A 14,092-nucleotide genomic window follows, 5' to 3' on the forward strand; every position below is an offset into this window, starting at 1 on the left:
GGGAAGAGGGTAAGAATCAAGCATTTGCATAGGGCGAATGCAAAAAATGGTCGTTATGCTATAATACTTTAGAACGAAATCGGGTAGGTAGAACGAGGTTTAGGAATAAGTAATTTGGGCTATATGCAATAAGAATACCTGAAACGAGTGGGTCTCAGGTATTCTTAAGTAATAGCTTAGATCTTACCTGGCTTTAATCTTTCGGAATCCAATATGAATTGATAATCCGACTTTAGTTTCATCGTAAAATCGCGAACCAGGCTTTGTTTCTTGGTTCTGATCAGATCGTCTTTGATCCTTTCTCTTACTTCTCCGTAAGGAAGAGGGATCCTGTCTTGAGGATTTGCAGGATTAGGCTTCGCATAAGAGAACATTTTGGCAGCCTCATACTGTGCCTTCATCTCGTCTTCGGTTACGGATACATCGTTCGGAAGTACTTTCTTGAAAACTAATGGTTGAACGATATAGAGTTTCATTAACTCGAATTCCTCTTCGAACTCTTTAGAGGCCAAGGCCTTTTTCAGTTCCGGAGAATGATCAGCGATCTTGAACCAAATGTATTGTTGTTTAAAAAATTGTAATACACTTGCCTTATCGTCCAGCTTGGAAGCGTCCAGGCCACTGAGAGCAGCGAGTTGTTTTAACTCTGCAACCACATCCTTGAATTTTACAGTCTCACCTGTTTTAGGGTTAGTAAGAAGAATGGATTCGGGAGTGAATGTGCCTAGATTCTCTTGGGTTACTAGAGCTCTTTCGTATCCGGAGTTCTTGATGATATCTGCCTCGGCTTCGGATACCGCATTGTATAAGAATCTCTTCTTCATATAATCCTCGTAGCGAGGAGCGATATCGTCTACTTTTAGATCTGCATAATATCGTTTTGCGTCAGCCTTCGCTTGCTCGGACAGTCCTGGAGTGTTTGTATAATCGGTCGCGATCGCTTTCAATTTTCCTAATTCTTTTGCAAAGAATTTGGTCAATCTTGCAGCATAAATTGTCTCTACTTGCTCCACTCTAAGAACTAGGAATTTCTTAGCTCGAGGAGTTTTAGGATCCGCGTTCGGAGTAGGATCTTGTAGCTCTCTAAGGATCCAGGTCCCTTTCTTATCCGCTGCTTCTTGGGTGATCGCAGAATTTGGATCCGTTCCGCAATTCAAGCATTGAGGCTCTAAAAGTCCGCCAACCGCTCTACGGGAAGTCTCGTCCGTATTCTCTGTCACGAACTTAGCGATCTCTTTTTTGGAAGAAAGCTTTTGCACATTTGCAAGAATAGTTTCCGCTCTTTGCAGACTTGCTGCTTCATCTTTTGGATCTGGAGAAGATACCAGGATCACTCTGGCAAAAGCGAATTTAAGTTGGCCTTCTCTTTCCAACTTCTCCGCTAAATTCTTTTGTAAGAAGGAAGCAGCCATTTGAGGCTTAGAGTATTTTAGAAAAACGCCAAGTTCTTGGTCGGAAACAAGTTTGTTGTCTGTGTTATAAACGTTGATCAACTTGAATAGACCCAGGGTTTCTAAGAGTTGGTTTTGCTCTTCTAAGGTAGGATGGCCCGATTCTTGTTTACGGCCACCTGTGTTCAATTTGAAGAAGTTTCTGAGTTCCTTTCTGGTAACTGTGCCTCCTTTGAAGGAAGCGAGGACGTCGGAGTCCATCGAACATTGGGTCAATGCGAAGGAAAGTAGGGAGAGTACGAGTATCTTTTTGTTCATGCTGTTTTAATTTCCGGCTTATTCCAAGAGGATTGGATAAACTAGTATTTATGTATGGTCTTTCGGGCAGGTTGCTGCTTCTTACCTTGGATTTCAACGGATATTTCGCGAGTTAAGCGTTTTTCGTTGTCTTGGTACAAACCTTCTGCGGCTCTGGCACCGGAAGGATTGCTTGCAGCGTTCCAATTGTTCGGAGTTTCCTTAGTTTGTAAGGAAAGCATCTCTTTTCTCTGAGAAGAAAGCTTATCCATTTCGGTTCCTATGGATTCCCTTAAAGATTCCGAATAGTCTCTGTCAGATGCTATCCTCTCTTTGATCTTTCCGAGTTCGGTTAGATCTCTATCTATTTCTTCCGTTTTGCGTAATAGATGAGCTACTTTGATTTTCATGGGATCGGTCCGAATGATTAGGCTTCTCTTCCTGATTCTAAGCCCCAGGTCCCTTCTTGCAAGTAGGAAAAATAAAGGCCAAGACCTAAGACAACGAACTCCTTTCCAGGATGAGATAAGGATATAAGAAGGAAGAAGGTGAAATATAAGAATTTGCTCAAGAATTCCGTGGAACCTTTTCTAAGCACCCAGACCATTCCCAAAGAAAGCAAAGCAACCTTGACGAGAGAAGGTTCCGAGGCAAGATCGTAAGGTCCCGAAAAGATCCAGAAGGAAGCGGCTATATTCGCAAAGAGTAAAATTCCGTAACGAAATTGTTTTGGAACGGATGGCAATAGCTCCAAGGAAAGAAGGGGAATTAGAAAGGGGGAATATTCCCTTCTCGCAAAGGAAAGCATACAAGCGATTGCAAGAAGAAGTGTGGCCAATACTTCCTTGAATGCGGGTAGCCTCGCTCCTAGAAAGGATAATCCTCCTCCCCAGATCATTCCCGCCAAGCTAATGCAGATGATATCTAAGATCTCTTCCGGAGAAGATCCGTCCCAGAGAGAGAGCACACAAATACAAGCAGGCAAGAGCAGAAAACCGAGTCGACTTCTTGGCGAATGGAATTGAGAAAGCGCCAAGGTGATACATAGGACCAGGGCGCCTGAGAATGGAAAGCCATACGCCTTGAAAAATAGGAATGTTGAAGTGAAGAATAGAAAAACCATTTGTATCTATTTGGAAATCCCCGTATCCTGGCGAATCGGAATGATATGATCCTAAACGAGATAATCATCTCTACGGAAAAGATAGACAACGTTCAAGTTCTGAAATTACAGGGTTCTATCAACTCCTTTACTGAGAAAAAATTCAAGGATGCTCTTTCTGTCGCAGTCCGCCAAGGACCGGTGATCATGGACATGGAGGATGTGCATCTAGTGTCTTCCACGGGGGTCCAAGCCCTAAAAGAAGTGAGCCAGACAAGTTTCACAAGCAAGAATAAACTCGTACTAGTAAACATTTCCAAGGCGGTGATCAATGTTTTTAAGATGGCGGGTTTAAACGGCTTTTTTCTAATTGCTAACGACGAAGAAGCTGCCTTGAAGATAGCCTCGAAGCGCTGAAAATCTAACTGGATACTACGAATGAAATCTGAAAAATCATCCTTTAATTACTTCAGAAAAGCCTGGCATCTATTAGGTTTGATCGTTCCCATCTGTTACTATTTCGATGTATTCGAAGGTGCCTTCGGTCTAGTGTATGCCACCCGCGCGATCATCACTCTTATCCTATTAGCCTGCTTGACCATGCTTGTTCTTTTGGAGTATTCCAGATTTAAGATAGCTGCGATCCAGAATCTGTTTGTACGGATCGCAGGACCACTCTTGAAGGAAGAAGAGAAGTATAGGATCAACGGGACCTTTCCTTATTTCCTTTCCATTACGTTCGTAGTGCTTTTCTTTCCGCCCGATATCACGATTCTTTCTTTATTATTCTTGGTGATCGGGGATCCAAGTGCGGCCTGGGTTGGCACTCATTTCGGAAAGAACCGCTTCTCGAATGGAAAGTCCAAAGAAGGAATTGTGGCTTTCATTCTTTCTTCCGCTTTAGTCGGTTTATGGTTTGTTTATATAGTTCAGTCAAACCCGCAGGATTTCGGGATCTATCATTTCGGGGACGGAACCTTCTCGCAGAATCTTCTTTTGATCTTGCCGGCTGTTGTAGCTGCTGCGGTGACTGAATTGTACAGCGGGACTTATTGGAACGGGGTTGTGGATGACAATCTGCTCATACCGGTCGTCTCGGGAGTGGTCTTAGGTTTACTCGCTATTTTTATTCTACAATTGGATCCAAGTTCTATTTTCTTGGACCCTTCGCAAATATTCAAAACGATTTAATTAGGATTTACTTATCCGCAGGGAGAACATGATACACGAAATCGATCCTGGTTTTCGTGGATCCGCTGAAACCCTTTGCCGACCAAGTAAACTCCAGATCCGTAGGAAAAAGGGAAGTCTCGTACGGGTATTGGCCTAAACGATTTTCTACCTTCTGCTTTTCTTTGACCATGCTTCCTAGATAATTAAAGGAACCGATCCAGTCTTCTCCCATCTCGAAGCCTTCCATCTTGCCTCGAACTCCGGAGAATTCATACATAGCAAAATAGGTTTCCTTAATATTCTTTCTTTCTTCGGGACTCATCTTGCGGTTCATTCTAAGGATAAAACCCGGAGTTTCCCGAGCGTGAAAGTAGAGATAATTTCCCAGATCTTCCCAGGTTTGGGGCTTCTTAGCGTTCGGGATATCTACGGAATACTTTTTGTTCAGAACGGTTGGTTCCTTGCAGGCTCCGTCCCGAGTAAAATAATCGCAGAGTTCTACCTTGCTTACGGATAAGACCGTAGGTTCGCAAGCGAACGTTACGGACAGAGAGAGAAAGAAGATGGTTTGCTTAGCGTTTTTCCAAAGAGGTAACATAAGATTCTCGTAAATTAGTAAAAAAGTATATAACTTCGGACATCTTGAAGAACTCAGGGGCATATGGCTGGGGGATCCATTTTTGTCCCTGGAATGTATAGATGATCTCTGCGAATACCCCATGGAACAGATACACTCTATGCAGATCTTCTTCCAGAGAGCCGAGCACAAGATTATATGGAGTGAGATAACCCGGAAAGATCCGAACGGATTCGTCTGATTTGCGAAGCGCAGTTTGGAATTTGCTGCATTCGGTTTGCAGACTTGGCAGTTCTTCTCTGGAAATCCTTCTCTTTAAGGAAAGGATTCGAGTGAATCTTCCTAAGGGAGAATCCAAAAAGTTCTCAAATTGGTGGTTCCATTTAGGAAGAGGTTTGGATTCATACAGGGTTTGGGAGAAGGAAGCTTCGGCCTTTTCCTTTAATCTATAATATACCTCTTCGTTTTCGTAAGAAACGATCAGAAAGAAAGAAGCGGGCAGGGGTTTTCTTTGTTTGGGAGAGGAAGGTTTAGGATTCACTTTCGATCTGCAGAGTTAGCAGCAAACTATAATCTTGAATCGAAATAATCCAGCAGAATTTTAGTCAGCCAAAGTCCGTCCGGAAGTTCCGGACTGGATTTCGTCACGAATCCCACATGGCCTCCCTTCTCGGTCAGAATGGTTTTCAGGTTAGGCAACTTCTTCCATTGGATGGAATTCCACTCGAATAAAGGAACCACCGGATCGTCTTCCGCATGGATGAGTATCCCTGGATGACGGATAAAAGGAATAAAGCTAATACAGGAATTCGCCTTATAATATTCCATGGCGCTATGATATCCGAAGGAAGGAGCGGTGATCATATCGTCGAAGTCGAAAAAGGTCTTAACCTTCTTGGAATCCTCGATCTGTTTGGGAGTCAGTTTTACGACCCCGTCTTTTATCTTCTTCTTAAAGCTACCTATGAAATGATTTCTGTAGAATCTACCGGCAATCGAGTCTATGAACACGCAGTTCTTTGCCAGATCCAGAGGAGGAGATACCGCGGAGAAGGCGAGTGCCTTATGGTCTCTGGACTCCCCAAAAAACTTCAGGATGAGGTTTGCAGATAAGGAAAATCCGGAAACGAATATCTTTCTACTCAAGGATTCATACATGAAATCCAAAACGTCCTGCACGTCTTCCGATTGGCCTGCGTAGTAGGACTTTTTTGAAAAACCTCTGCCTCTTCCGCAATTTCGGAGATTCATTCGGATCACACCATATCCGCGTTCCAGCGCAGAAGTGGCAAGAGATACCAGATAAGAGCTTTCCGAGTCTCCTTCCATTCCGTGTATCATTAAAATATAATGTCCGTTCGCTGGAGGAGAGCTTTTTCGATAGGAAGAAAGAGGAGGATTATGCTCTAACCACAAAGCATCTCCCGATCCGTCGGAAACATTCAGTAGGATATCTTCGTGATAATAAGAAGTCCTTAATGGATTCTCAGGAGGAAAAAGAGTGCTATAGATCGTTTGCGCATGCTTTCCTGAAACGAATCTTTTCGGACGAAAATGAGGGGACTCCATATTACCGTATTTCATTTTCTTTAAAGAACTCTTTCCAGTCTTCGGCTTGTTCGGCGTTCAGAAGGGAATTCTTATCCAAATACTTTTTAAATTTCTTTAAGAAGTCTTTCGCCTTGGATCGGATCCTGGAATCGTCCGGGAACATGTCCTCTAAATAGAAGTTCAGGAATTCGTCTAACTCGAATCCGGTTAGATCGGAAACTTGGATCTTCTTTTCTTTTTCTTCTTCCGGATTTTCGAATAGAAGTCCTGAGAATTCGAGGAGTAGGGTGGATATCTCTTGGTCGGACTCTTTCACTCCTCCCTGAAAGGTTTCCAGAAAGGAGCGAATGGTTTCTTCGAGAGAAGAGTGTGAGGCCAAGGTCGAAACCTTAGTTGCTAGGCTTCGGGAATTCTATCTTGGTTGCGAGAGAATCTACGATCCCGTATTTGATCGCCTCATCCGCATCCATATAATAGTCTCTGTCCGTATCCTCTTCCAATTTTTCCACAGGGTGCCCGCAGGCTTCCGCAAGGATCTGGTTGAGTCTGGCTCTGGTCTTGAGGATCTCTTCGGCTTGGATCTTAAGATCGGTTGCAGGAGCTACGATCTGTCCTCCAATACTAGGTTGGTGGATCATTACCTTGCCGTTTGGCCAAATGGTTCTCTTTCCTTTCACACCCGCAGCGAGTAGGACCGAACCCATGGAAGCAGCAAGTCCCATGCATACCGTGTGCACAGGAGAAGAGATCATTTTCATTGTATCATAGATGGTAAGACCGGAAGTAACGACACCACCGGGACTATTGATATAGAAGGTGATCTCTTTTCCTGGATCGGCCATTTCCAAGTATAATAATTTACCTACGATGTCTTTTGCGGATTCATCTGTGACCGCTCCCCAGAGGAAGATCTTACGATGGTCGATGAACTTTTTTGAAATTTTGCTACCAGCGAGTTCTTCAATGACTTCGCTGATTTTTTCTGTCTCGGACATTCTGGCTCCTAAGCACTGCGTTGTTCCAGTTTCTTCCTCCGTAATTTCCTGAAAACTCCAATAAATACGAAAGCTACAAAGGAAACGTAAAAAAAGCGAAGCAACTGGATGGGAGGGACGGGAAGATCCCGATCCGCTCTCAAAGCTATTAGACGGGACGCAAGTACCGGACGGTTCTCCGTTTTAGGTTCCGGCTCCCTGAATTTGATGATTTGAGCGTTCTCTGAAAGAAGATAGTATTTGCGGGCTTCCTTCTCCAAGGCGACCTTATCGTCCCGGAGAAGTTTCTGTCTTTCTTCTAATTGTCTGTTCTCATACTCCAATCTCTCCACATCTAAGCGTAGACTGGAAAGACTGGTCTCTAGGCTGGATCTCACAACAAGCCCTGACTCTCCAAGTACGGTGAAGTAAAACATTCCCGATAAGAAGAGTAAAAGTAGGAAGAGTCTGTTTGCGAGATTCATGCCCATAGAGTTAAAGATTATAGAATGTATTTCTCCCTTTGTAAACCGCAGAAGAACCTAATTCTTCCTCGATCCTTAAAAGTTCGTTGTATTTCGCAATCCTGTCGGTTCTAGAAAGAGAGCCAGTTTTGATCTGACCCGCGTTCGTCCCGACTGCGATATGGGAAATAGTCACGTCCTCAGTTTCTCCCGATCTATGGCTGATCACATTCGTATATTTGGCTTTTTTAGCCATATCGATGGACGCCAAAGTCTCAGAGAGACTTCCGATCTGATTCACTTTGATCAGGATCGAATTTCCGACCCCGGATGAGATCCCTTGGGAGAGCTTCTCAATATTCGTAACGAATAGATCGTCTCCTACCAGCTGGATGCGTTTCCCTAATTTCTCACTCAGGAGTTTCCAGCCGTCCCAGTCGTTCTCGTCCAGACCGTCTTCAATAGTAATGATCGGATACTTTGAGACTAGATTTGAATAGTATTCTACTAATTCGGCGCTCGTGAATTCTTTATTTCCTTCTCCGCCCAGAACGTATTTCTTCTTGGATTTATCGAAGAATTCGGAAGAAGCTGCGTCTAGCCCGAGTAATACGTCTTTTTCAGGCTTATAGCCCGCTTTCTCGATGGCTTGTAGGATGACTTCCAATCCTTCTACGTTGCTGGAAAGGTCAGGGGCAAAGCCTCCTTCGTCTCCGACCGCAGTATTGAGCTTTTTGGATTTTAGGACTGCTTTTAGGGAATGGAATACTTCCGCTCCGATACGAAGAGCTTCCTTGAAATTCGGAGCTCCTACAGGAAGGATCATGAATTCCTGAAAATCCACGTTATTGTCCGCGTGAGCTCCTCCGTTGATGATATTCATCATTGGGACAGGGAGTTCTTTCGCGAAATTCCCACCAATATAACGATAGAGGGGAAGTTTCGTATGAGCCGCAGCTGCCTTTGCGGTGGCAAGAGAAGTTCCCAGGATGGCATTTGCTCCTAGCTTGGATTTGTTCTTGGTCCCATCCTTGTCCAGCATCAGGAAGTCGATGCGGTTTTGGTCGAGAGCGTCTTCCCCAATGAGTAGTTCTTTGATCTTGACGTTTACGTGGTCGACAGCTTTGAGAACTCCCTTACCTAAATAACGGGATTTGTCTCCATCTCTCAATTCAACTGCTTCATATTCTCCGGTGGAAGCTCCGGAAGGAACTGCGGCTCTACCGAAGGAGCCGTCTTCGAGTTGAACATCCACTTCTACAGTAGGGTTTCCACGCGAATCCATGATTTCGCGGGCGCGGATCGCCGAGATTTTGGAAGATTTGGACATGTTGTTTCCTATGATACCTATCTCTTATAGATTTTTCCTGAAATCCTTTTGTTACGGGGAAATAAATCAAGCGGGAAAAGGACCAAAAAACGATTGCCGCTCGCAGGTTTGCGTATAGAAATCCCCCAATGAAAACGACCGAGAAGCACTCCATTTTATTTCATCTAGCCTTTGCAATACTATGTATCATAGTGTTGGCCCTTCCTATCCCGGCCTCCAGCGGTTGGAGACTGTTCTTTCTCGTACTCGTTTATAATATTTCCCTGCCTATTATCGCTCAGGTTGCGGAGCACGATCGATGGATGGATATCTTTCTATTCTCGTTTCCTTTAAGTATCCTGCAAGTCGTTCCGGATTGGTTCCTTTCCAAGGTGCTCGGCATTTTAGTATTTCCTCCGGACGGATTCTTCAAGATCGGAACGGTCTCCGCATACATGGCGGGACTTTGGACCATTCCATTCTTCTTAATTATATATTCTGCAACCCGATTTACGAAACGTTATCCGGAAGCCCATCCGATCGCAAAGTATGGAGTAGCGGGAGGAGTGGCACTTTTATTATTCGGTTTCTCGGAAGAAGTTTCCGTGTTCATTCCCATTTGGTATGCTCAGAACGTTTCTATGATAGGGCATATTGCCATCTACGTTTTAGTCCCTGAATTCTTACTTGGGATATTTGCGACCTTTGCCTATTTTCATACAGAACGAAAGCCTTTGCGTTCTAAGCTGCTTTGGGCTGGAACCACGATGCTCGTGTATTTAGGATCTCTTTCCTTTAGTTATCTCTTTATTGAAGGGGTTTGGAAATAAGGGAAGAAAGCATGCAGGTCCTCACGAGTCCTTCTCAGATCCTAGACTTAAAACAGAGTAGAAATCCGAAGATATTATCCCTTCCTGATTCGTTCCGAAAGGAAACCGGGATCGATAAGGATTCTTCTTATACACTCCAGAAAGGATTTACCGTCGAAGGGAAGGCCACTTTCGAGAATAAGCCGAGCCAGGTCTCTATTTCCCCCAAACAAAACGGAAAATCCACTTTTTCTTGGAATGGGAAAAGTTACGATCTGGACCCTGGAAAATGTATAAAAGGAAATCATAATATACAATTAGGGGAAGTCAAGGTGATCGAACATCCCCTGGCATGGATGTTGGCCTTCGGATTGTATGCAGATTTTTCCTTGGAGGAGGCGAGTCTTCCTACATTCGATTATTGCGATCGAGTCTATATGGAAGGCGCAAAAGATAATCTGAAAGAGATCGGAAAGAGAAACCCGATCTCGGTATCTTCTCCTTTTGCCCTGGTTTGGGAAAAGGGATATTGTATTATAGAACCCTCTGAAGATAACAAATTCATGATAGATCATCAGGTCGCTTATCCGGGAGAAACGATCGGGAACTCCAGGATAGAAATGGAATTTAATTCGGAAGTCTTTTCTTTCTTCGGAGATGCCCGCACAACTGCTTTTCGGACCAAGAAGGATGCGGAGAATTTTTACCAGATAGGTCTTGCCGGAGGTTTAAAGGATTATCCATTCACTCTGGAAAATGTTCTTTTGTTAGATGAGGATAAGATTTATAATCCCAGAGAGAAATTTGTGCATGAAGGTTATAATTACGAATTTCTTTGTCACGAGATCATAGACATCGTTTCCTGGCTTCGTTTTGCAGAAGAAGAATACGAAGGAAGATTCGTCGGAAGAATGACGACTTTTCTTTTCGACCACCATAAGCAGATCGATATAGCTCAGTTTGTTTGTGATCGAGAAGGCTTGCAAAAGAACGGGATCCAAGTCGTACGTTAGATCTATAGAGGAAGAGCAGGCTCTAACTTCTTCTTCTAAAAAACCTTGGAAATAAATTTTGGAACCTAAAACTAGTTGTAAATTGAAGAGTTTTCCCGAAAATTCCAAATAACGAAGTATTACATTTCAAAAGAGGTTTGAAAATGCGGGTAAAAATCCTAGCAATCGTGTCGTTTCTCTTTATTCTTTCTAATTGCGTTGTAGCCAATCAAACAGGATTCACGGACCGTTATAAGGGAAGTGTGGCCAAGAGCAAGATCCAGGAAGCGGCCACTACTGGAGCAGCTTTGTATGCGGTTGCGGCTTCGGATGCAAGTGGAGCGACTTATATCAATAATATCCTTCTCCCACCTATTTTGGCAAATTTCAGCCCTACGGAATATTACAATAAATCGGATGTGGACTCTTGTGCAGAGGAGATCAAGAATTTCGCAGCTTTGGGGGTTCGCCCAGTAGTTACGGTTCTTTTTGGCCAGTGCACGAATATCCAACCGGATGGTCTAGTCACTCAAAAGATCTAAGATCTCTTCTAACATAGCTAAACTTGCTCTGTAAGGCTTTTTGCAGGGCAAGTTGTTTCGTTTCCTCCTTAGTAAAACGCTTTTCAGAGGGGCATTCCCCACGGAATTTGTTTTTAGCAATGTCCGACCGTCAGAAATTCATCCGAAACTTTTCCATTATTGCCCATATCGATCACGGGAAGTCCACTCTTGCGGATCGCCTTTTGGAGATAGGCAGGATCACGGACGATCGAACCAAGAAAGACCAGATCCTGGACTCGATGGATATCGAGAGAGAAAGAGGGATCACGATTAAGGCGAATAACGCCACCTTCAATTATCTGGCCGCCGACGGAAATACGTACACGATGAATCTCATCGATACTCCGGGGCACGTGGATTTTACCTATGAGGTCTCTCGCTCCTTAAAGGCCTGCGAGGGAGTTCTACTCATTGTGGATGCGAGCCAAGGAGTCGAGGCTCAGACCTTAGCGAACTTATATCTGGCCATGGAACAAGACCTGGCAATTATCCCTGTGATGAACAAGGTGGATCTTCCCGCTGCCGATGTGGAAAAGACAAAGCTCCAGATCGAGGACAGTCTAGGTCTCGAAGCGGATAAGGCTGTAGCCATTTCTGCGAAGACCGGACTGAATGTGCAGGCGGTTTTAGAAGAGATCACAAAACAGATCCCGCCTCCGAAAGGAGATCCGAAGGCACCTCTCAAAGCACTTATCTATGATTCCTATTTCGATCCTTACATGGGAGTGGTGATCAAGATCCGGGTCTTTGACGGAACGGTGAAGAAGGGAGATCGGATCCTTCTCATGAGTAGCGAAAAGGATTTCACCGTAAATGAGGTAGGGATCAAAGGGATTGCCCTTACTCCGACCGAATCCCTCACCGCCGGAGAAGTGGGTTATATCATCGCCGGGATCAAGAAAGTATCCGACGCAAGAACCGGAGATACAGTAACACTATTCTCGAATCCGAGTAAGGAAGCTGTTCCCGGTTATAAGGATGCGAAGCCGATGGTATTCGCGGGACTCTTTCCGATCGCCGGAGAGCAGTTCGAAGAGCTTGTGGATGCCATCGAAAAGATGAAACTGAACGACGCGGCTCTTGTGTATGAAAAAGAAAGTTCCGCAGCACTCGGTTTCGGGTTCCGTGTAGGATATCTGGGGCTTCTGCACATGGAGATCGTACAGGAAAGATTGGAGAGAGAATTCAATCTGGACCTGATCACCACTGCGCCTTCCGTAAAATATACGATCAAGACCAAGAAGGGAGAAGTCTTCGATATAGATAACCCTTCTAAGTTCCCGGATCCTGTTCTCATCGATACGACCGAGGAGCCATATGTAAAGGCATCCATTATCACTCCGAACGAGTACGTGGGAAATATCATGACTCTCGCGATCGAAAAAAGGGGAGTCCAACTAGATACTGTCTATCTTTCTCAAGACAAGGTGCAGTTGACATACGAACTTCCGCTTGCGGAGTTAATTTTCGAATTTTATGATAAACTAAAGTCCTTAACCAGAGGATATGCTTCTCTGGATTATGAACCCTGCGGTTATAAGCCTTCCAAACTCGTAAAAATGGATATTCTTGTAAACGGAGAGTCCGTGGACGCTCTCTCTATGATCGTTCATACTTCCAAGGCCGAGTCCAGAGGTAGGGAGATCATCGAAAAACTGAAAGAGATCATTCCCCGCCACCAATTCATGATCCCGATCCAGGCGGCTGTCGGAGGAAAGGTCCTCGCAAGAGAAAGTATTTCCGCACTTCGCAAGAATGTGACCGCTAAATGTTACGGCGGGGACATTACTCGTAAAAAGAAACTCCTAGAGAAGCAGAAAGAAGGGAAGAAGAGGATGAAGCAGATCGGAAATGTGGAAATCCCGCAAGAAGCCTTCCTCGCAGTCTTAAAAACCGGAGACTGATCCTTGCTACTAAGTGTTTTGCGCATTGGCAAGACACGGATCGATCCGGTTGTTCGAACCGATTCTTACGAGATCCATATCAAACGAGAAGATCGGATCTTCTTTTCGCAAGGAACAAAGATCCGAAAGCTTCTGGGGATTTACCAAAGCCTTTTACCTGAGATCCAATCCGGCAGGATAGAGAAGTTCATTCTACAGGGGAATTTACATTCCAATGCGATCCTGGCCGGGGTGCTTTTCCTTCGAAATGTAGGAGTGCCTACAAAAGTCCTGGGTTATTCTAGGGATCCAAAGCTTGTTTCGCCCGCTTCTGTTCTGGCGAGTCGTTTTTCGGAACTGGAATTGTATCCGGGTCGAAGGGAATGGGAAAAGGCTGTCGAAGATACTACAAAATCCTCGCTGTCCGGATGGGATCTTATTGCTGAAGATCAGGACTCGCCTAGGAGCCTTCTTCTTCCGGAATATCTCTTCTGCCGGGAAGCCTTGGAGGGACTTTCTTCTCTTTGGGAAGAGATAGACCCGAGCTCCTTCGATCGGATTGTTTTAGATGTGGGCTCCGGACTGACCTGGATCTCCGGCATCCAATGGGGAAGGATTCCCATAACTGGGATCTGCCTGGGCTTACGCAAGGAGAGGACGATCTCTTGGCTTCAGGAGAATTTGTCGTCACTTCGACAAACACTTCCTCCGCTCCCGTGGAACTCTCTCATAGAGCCAAGGGAAAAGCTAGACCATCCTTTTTCCTTTGGAAAGAAGGGTGGGTTCTGGGAAGAGAAAGCAGACGAATATGAAAGAAGATTTGGGATCTATCTAGAGCCAATCTATGCTGCTAAGTCGTTCGCAGTTCTGGAAGAGATGGCCAAGTCGGGAGAACTGAAGGGCAGGATCTTATATATCTACCAAGGTGGAGCCTTGCAAGGAATGTCCCTGGATAATAAAAAAGCCTCCAGATAGGAGGCCTTTCTACAGAGTTGAAAATTCCAATT

Annotated in this window: 17 protein-coding genes; 7 read left to right on the forward strand and 10 right to left on the reverse strand. The window is 44.6% G+C overall.

Translation table 11 applies throughout. The features are described 5' to 3' along the window. Positions 1-176 precede the first annotated feature (176 nt). Genes EHO57_RS18290 through EHO57_RS18300 form a run of 3 tightly spaced genes read right to left on the reverse strand, consistent with a single transcriptional unit; the run spans position 177 to position 2,811 of the window. Positions 177-1,709, reverse strand: coding sequence for an LIC12015 family putative lipoprotein (locus EHO57_RS18290; protein ID WP_135642546.1), 1,533 nt, complete (start codon positions 1,707-1,709; stop codon positions 177-179). A gap of 41 nt (positions 1,710-1,750) precedes the next feature. Continuing rightward, positions 1,751-2,098 (reverse strand): hypothetical protein, encoded by a 348-nt coding sequence (locus tag EHO57_RS18295; protein WP_135642548.1) that lies wholly within the window; start codon positions 2,096-2,098, stop codon positions 1,751-1,753. 17 nt (positions 2,099-2,115) lie between these two features. After that, positions 2,116-2,811 (reverse strand): hypothetical protein, encoded by a 696-nt coding sequence (locus EHO57_RS18300; protein ID WP_135642550.1) that lies wholly within the window; start codon positions 2,809-2,811, stop codon positions 2,116-2,118. 45 nt (positions 2,812-2,856) lie between these two features. Between EHO57_RS18300 and EHO57_RS18305 the strand changes: the two genes are divergently transcribed. Together EHO57_RS18305 and EHO57_RS18310 are read left to right on the forward strand one after the other, a co-directional pair. Further along, positions 2,857-3,207, forward strand: a complete 351-nt coding sequence (locus EHO57_RS18305; protein ID WP_135642552.1) for an STAS domain-containing protein — start codon at positions 2,857-2,859, stop codon at positions 3,205-3,207. Between the two features lie 21 nt (positions 3,208-3,228). Further along, positions 3,229-3,981 carry a diacylglycerol/polyprenol kinase family protein gene (locus EHO57_RS18310; RefSeq protein WP_135642554.1) on the forward strand — a complete coding sequence of 251 codons (753 nt, stop codon included), beginning with the start codon at positions 3,229-3,231 and terminating at the stop codon, positions 3,979-3,981. A 7-nt stretch (positions 3,982-3,988) separates the two neighbouring features. Here the strand turns inward: EHO57_RS18310 and lcpA are convergent, their stop codons facing one another. From lcpA to eno, 7 genes are read right to left on the reverse strand one after another with little or no spacing between them, the layout of a single operon-like run. Then, positions 3,989-4,561 carry a complement regulator-acquiring protein LcpA gene (gene lcpA, locus EHO57_RS18315; protein WP_135642556.1) on the reverse strand — a complete coding sequence of 191 codons (573 nt, stop codon included), beginning with the start codon at positions 4,559-4,561 and terminating at the stop codon, positions 3,989-3,991. After that, the gene (locus EHO57_RS18320) at positions 4,536-5,081 is read right to left on the reverse strand and encodes a DUF4416 family protein (protein WP_135642559.1); all 546 of its coding nucleotides are present in this window, start codon (positions 5,079-5,081) and stop codon (positions 4,536-4,538) included. The genes lcpA and EHO57_RS18320 overlap by 26 nt, the downstream gene beginning before the upstream one ends. A gap of 26 nt (positions 5,082-5,107) precedes the next feature. Then, complete coding sequence (locus EHO57_RS18325; RefSeq protein WP_135643314.1) at positions 5,108-6,109, reverse strand: YheT family hydrolase; 1,002 nt, start codon at positions 6,107-6,109, stop codon at positions 5,108-5,110. Between the two features lies 1 nt (position 6,110). Further along, positions 6,111-6,470 carry a hypothetical protein gene (locus tag EHO57_RS18330; protein ID WP_135642561.1) on the reverse strand — a complete coding sequence of 120 codons (360 nt, stop codon included), beginning with the start codon at positions 6,468-6,470 and terminating at the stop codon, positions 6,111-6,113. Between the two features lie 10 nt (positions 6,471-6,480). Beyond that, positions 6,481-7,086, reverse strand: a complete 606-nt coding sequence (locus tag EHO57_RS18335; RefSeq protein ID WP_135589442.1) for a ClpP family protease — start codon at positions 7,084-7,086, stop codon at positions 6,481-6,483. Positions 7,087-7,094: 8 nt separating this feature from the next. After that, positions 7,095-7,556, reverse strand: a complete 462-nt coding sequence (locus EHO57_RS18340; RefSeq protein WP_210409998.1) for a septum formation initiator family protein — start codon at positions 7,554-7,556, stop codon at positions 7,095-7,097. 4 nt (positions 7,557-7,560) lie between these two features. Beyond that, positions 7,561-8,859, reverse strand: a complete 1,299-nt coding sequence (eno, locus tag EHO57_RS18345) for a phosphopyruvate hydratase (protein WP_135642563.1) — start codon at positions 8,857-8,859, stop codon at positions 7,561-7,563. A gap of 128 nt (positions 8,860-8,987) precedes the next feature. Here eno and EHO57_RS18350 point away from each other — a divergent pair, with 128 nt between their 5' ends. The 5 genes from EHO57_RS18350 to EHO57_RS18370 all read left to right on the forward strand — a co-directional run bounded on the left by EHO57_RS18350 (position 8,988) and on the right by EHO57_RS18370 (position 14,060). Next, positions 8,988-9,668, forward strand: coding sequence for a DUF6989 domain-containing protein (locus EHO57_RS18350; protein ID WP_135642566.1), 681 nt, complete (start codon positions 8,988-8,990; stop codon positions 9,666-9,668). A gap of 11 nt (positions 9,669-9,679) precedes the next feature. Then, positions 9,680-10,660, forward strand: coding sequence for a UDP-3-O-acyl-N-acetylglucosamine deacetylase (locus EHO57_RS18355; RefSeq protein ID WP_135642568.1), 981 nt, complete (start codon positions 9,680-9,682; stop codon positions 10,658-10,660). Positions 10,661-10,803: 143 nt separating this feature from the next. Beyond that, positions 10,804-11,181, forward strand: a complete 378-nt coding sequence (locus tag EHO57_RS18360) for a TIGR04452 family lipoprotein (RefSeq protein WP_135642570.1) — start codon at positions 10,804-10,806, stop codon at positions 11,179-11,181. Positions 11,182-11,300: 119 nt separating this feature from the next. Next, a complete protein-coding gene (lepA, locus tag EHO57_RS18365; protein ID WP_135642572.1) occupies positions 11,301-13,106 on the forward strand; it encodes a translation elongation factor 4 in 1,806 nt (601 codons plus the stop codon). 3 nt (positions 13,107-13,109) lie between these two features. Beyond that, positions 13,110-14,060: a PALP domain-containing protein gene (locus tag EHO57_RS18370; RefSeq protein WP_135642574.1), complete on the forward strand. Its 951-nt coding sequence runs from the start codon at positions 13,110-13,112 to the stop codon at positions 14,058-14,060. Positions 14,061-14,092 lie beyond the last annotated feature (32 nt).

Source organism: Leptospira langatensis, assembly GCF_004770615.1.
Taxonomy (GTDB): Bacteria; Spirochaetota; Leptospiria; order Leptospirales; family Leptospiraceae; genus Leptospira_B; species Leptospira_B langatensis.

Excerpts from the sequence above, each read along its gene's own strand:
- eno (WP_135642563.1), bottom strand. The coding sequence starts at position 8,859 with ATGTCCAAATCTTCCAAAATCTCGGCGATCCGCGCCCGCGAAATCATG.
- EHO57_RS18305 (WP_135642552.1), top strand. The coding sequence starts at position 2,857 with ATGATCCTAAACGAGATAATCATCTCTACGGAAAAGATAGACAACGTT.
- EHO57_RS18360 (WP_135642570.1), top strand. The coding sequence starts at position 10,804 with ATGCGGGTAAAAATCCTAGCAATCGTGTCGTTTCTCTTTATTCTTTCT.
- EHO57_RS18295 (WP_135642548.1), bottom strand. The coding sequence starts at position 2,098 with ATGAAAATCAAAGTAGCTCATCTATTACGCAAAACGGAAGAAATAGAT.
- EHO57_RS18350 (WP_135642566.1), top strand. The coding sequence starts at position 8,988 with ATGAAAACGACCGAGAAGCACTCCATTTTATTTCATCTAGCCTTTGCA.
- lepA (WP_135642572.1), top strand. The coding sequence starts at position 11,301 with ATGTCCGACCGTCAGAAATTCATCCGAAACTTTTCCATTATTGCCCAT.
- lcpA (WP_135642556.1), bottom strand. The coding sequence starts at position 4,561 with ATGTTACCTCTTTGGAAAAACGCTAAGCAAACCATCTTCTTTCTCTCT.
- EHO57_RS18300 (WP_135642550.1), bottom strand. The coding sequence starts at position 2,811 with ATGGTTTTTCTATTCTTCACTTCAACATTCCTATTTTTCAAGGCGTAT.
- EHO57_RS18290 (WP_135642546.1), bottom strand. The coding sequence starts at position 1,709 with ATGAACAAAAAGATACTCGTACTCTCCCTACTTTCCTTCGCATTGACC.
- EHO57_RS18340 (WP_210409998.1), bottom strand. The coding sequence starts at position 7,556 with ATGGGCATGAATCTCGCAAACAGACTCTTCCTACTTTTACTCTTCTTA.
- EHO57_RS18310 (WP_135642554.1), top strand. The coding sequence starts at position 3,229 with ATGAAATCTGAAAAATCATCCTTTAATTACTTCAGAAAAGCCTGGCAT.
- EHO57_RS18335 (WP_135589442.1), bottom strand. The coding sequence starts at position 7,086 with ATGTCCGAGACAGAAAAAATCAGCGAAGTCATTGAAGAACTCGCTGGT.
- EHO57_RS18355 (WP_135642568.1), top strand. The coding sequence starts at position 9,680 with ATGCAGGTCCTCACGAGTCCTTCTCAGATCCTAGACTTAAAACAGAGT.
- EHO57_RS18325 (WP_135643314.1), bottom strand. The coding sequence starts at position 6,109 with ATGGAGTCCCCTCATTTTCGTCCGAAAAGATTCGTTTCAGGAAAGCAT.